Origin of the sequence: Oceanobacter sp. 5_MG-2023, assembly GCF_030548165.1 — a bacterium.
In the GTDB taxonomy this organism is placed as follows: domain Bacteria; phylum Pseudomonadota; class Gammaproteobacteria; order Pseudomonadales; family Oceanobacteraceae; genus Oceanobacter.
Genome location: NZ_JAUORS010000052.1, coordinates 1 through 2,903, shown reverse-complemented (window position 1 = coordinate 2,903; position 2,903 = coordinate 1). Strand labels below are relative to the sequence as shown.

Genomic DNA, 2,903 nt, shown 5'->3' with positions numbered 1-2,903 from the left:
GCCAGTACCGGTGATGTTACTTTGTTGGCCGATGCCGACTACGAAACCAAACCAAGCTACAGTTTTACTGTCACCGCCACCGATGGCGCCGGTCACTTCACTGACCAGACCGTCACGCTGGATGTGAATGATCTGGATGAAGCAGCGCCAAGCATTACATCTGGCGCTACGGCCACCTCGATCGATGAAAACTCTGGTGCTGGGCAGGTGGTGTATACCGCTGCTGCTGATGACTCAGTGGATATTTCTGATGGAGTCACTTTCAGCCTGTCTGGTACCGATGCGTCACTGTTCAGCATCAACTCAGCCACCGGCGAAGTGACGCTATTGGCGGATGCCGATTACGAAACAAAAGCTAGTTACAGCTTTACCGTCACCGCTACTGATGTGGCGGGTAACTTTACCAATCAGGCCGTTACCCTGGCAGTCAATAACCAGGATGAAGCAGCGCCGACGATTACGTCTGGTGCGACGGCTACCGCGATCGATGAAAACTCTGGTGCTGGGCAGGTGGTGTATACCGCCACTGCGGATGACTCTGCTGATATTTCTGATGGTGTGAGTTTCAGTCTGTCGGGTGCAGATGCAGCGTACTTCAGTATCAACTCCGCCACCGGCGAAGTGACTTTGTTGGCCGATGCCGACTACGAAACCAAACCAAGCTACAGCTTTACCGTCACCGCTACCGATGGGGCGGGTAACCACACCGACCAAACTGTCACCCTGGCGGTGAATAACCTGGATGAAGTGGGGCCTGTATTTACCTCCGGGACTCTGGCGGATGCCATTGACGAAAACTCTGGTGCCAGCTCGGTGATTTACACCGCGACCACGGACGACGCGGCAGTGGTTTATTCGTTGTCTGGTACAGATGCGTCACTGTTCAGCATCAACTCTGCTACAGGCGAAGTGACTTTGTTGGCGGATGCCGACTATGAAACCAAGTCCAGCTACAGCTTTACCGTCACCGCTACTGATGTGGCGGGTAACTTTACCGATCAAACCGTGACGCTGGATGTGAATGATCTGGATGAGTCAGGACCGGTATTTAACTCCGGCACGTTGGCAGATGCCATTGACGAAAACTCTGGTGCCAGCTCGGTTATTTACACAGCCACAACCAATGACGCGACGGCGGTTTATAGCCTCTCGGGGGCTGATGCTGCTTTGTTTAGCATTAACTCGGCCACGGGTGAAGTCACTTTGTTGGCCGATGCCGACTACGAAACCAAACCAAACTACAACTTTACTGTCACCGCTACCGATGGGGCGGGTAACCATACCGATCAAACCGTCACCTTGGCGGTCAATAACCTGGATGAAGCAGCGCCAAGCATTACTTCTGGCGCTACGGCCACTGCGATCGCTGAAAACTCAGGTGCTGGGCAAGTGGTGTATACCGCTGTTGCTGATGACTCTGCTGATATTTCTGATGGCGTGACTTTCTCGCTGTCTGGTGCAGATGCGGCATATTTCTCGATTGATGCCAGCACCGGTGAAGTCACCTTGTTGGCCGATGCCGACTATGAGACCAAGTCCAGTTACAGCTTTACTGTTACAGCCACCGATGGGGCGGGTAACCACACCGACCAAACCGTCACCTTGGCTGTCAATAACCTGGATGAAGTGGCACCAAGCATTACATCTGGCGCTACGGCCACCTCGATCGATGAAAACAGCGGTGCCGGGCAAGTGGTATATATCGCTACTGCCAATGACTCTGCTGATATTTCTGATGGCGTCACCTTCAGTCTGTCGGGTGCAGATGCAGCGTACTTCAGTATCAACTCAGCCACCGGCGAAGTCACCTTGTTGGCGGATGCTGATTACGAAACTAAAGCCAGTTACAGCTTTACCGTCACCGCTACCGATGGGGCTGGTCACTTTACTGATCAAACCGTCACCCTGGCGGTGAATAACCTGGATGAAGTGGCACCAACGATTACCTCTGGTGATACCGCGACTGCCATCGATGAAAATTCTGGTGCCGGACAGGTGGTGTATACCGCTGTTGCTGATGACTCTGCTGATATTTCGGACGGCGTAACGTTTAGCCTTGGCGGCACTGACGCGGCTTACTTCACCATTGATACCAATACTGGCGAAGTGACTCTAAAAGCTGATGCTGACTACGAAAGCAAGTCCAGCTACAGCTTTACCGTCACCGCCACCGATGGGGCTGGTAACTTCACTGATCAGACCGTCACTCTGGCGGTCAATGATCTGGATGAGTCAGGACCGGTATTTAACTCCGGGACGTTGGCTGATGCCATTGATGAAAACTCTGGTGCCAGCTCGGTTATTTACACAGCCACAACCAATGACGCGCCAGCGGCTTATAGCCTCTCGGGAGCCGATGCTGCGCTATTCAGTATCAACTCGGTAACCGGCGAAGTCACTTTGTTGGCGGATGCCGATTACGAAAGCAAGTCCAGCTACAGCTTTACCGTCACCGCCACCGATGGGGCCGGTAACTTTACCGATCAAGCCGTTACCCTGGCGGTCAATAACCTGGATGAAGTGGCACCGACGATTACCTCTGGTGATACCGCTACCGCGATCGATGAAAACAGCGGTGCCGGGCAGGTGGTGTATACCGCTGTTGCTGATGACACTGTTGATATTTCTGATGGTGTGACTTTCTCGCTCTCTGGCGACGATGCGGCGTACTTCAGCATCAACTCAGCCACCGGTGAAGTCACCTTATTGGCCGGCGCTGATTACGAGACCAAACCAAGCTACAGCTTTATTGTTACAGCCACCGATGGCGCGGGTTTACAAGATAGCCAGTCCGTCACCCTGGCGGTCAATAACCTGGATGAAGTGGCACCGACGATTACCTCTGGTGATACCGCGACTGCCATCGATGAAAACAGCGGTGCTGGGCAGGTGGTGTATACCGC

The 2,903-nt window shown here is 53.5% G+C and carries 1 protein-coding gene; it reads left to right on the top strand.

Going from position 1 to position 2,903, the window contains the following annotated elements; all coding sequences use genetic code 11:
• Window positions 1-2,903, top strand: a 2,903-nt coding sequence (locus tag Q4551_RS16030; protein ID WP_303434923.1) for a cadherin repeat domain-containing protein, incomplete at both ends; no start/stop codon positions are given.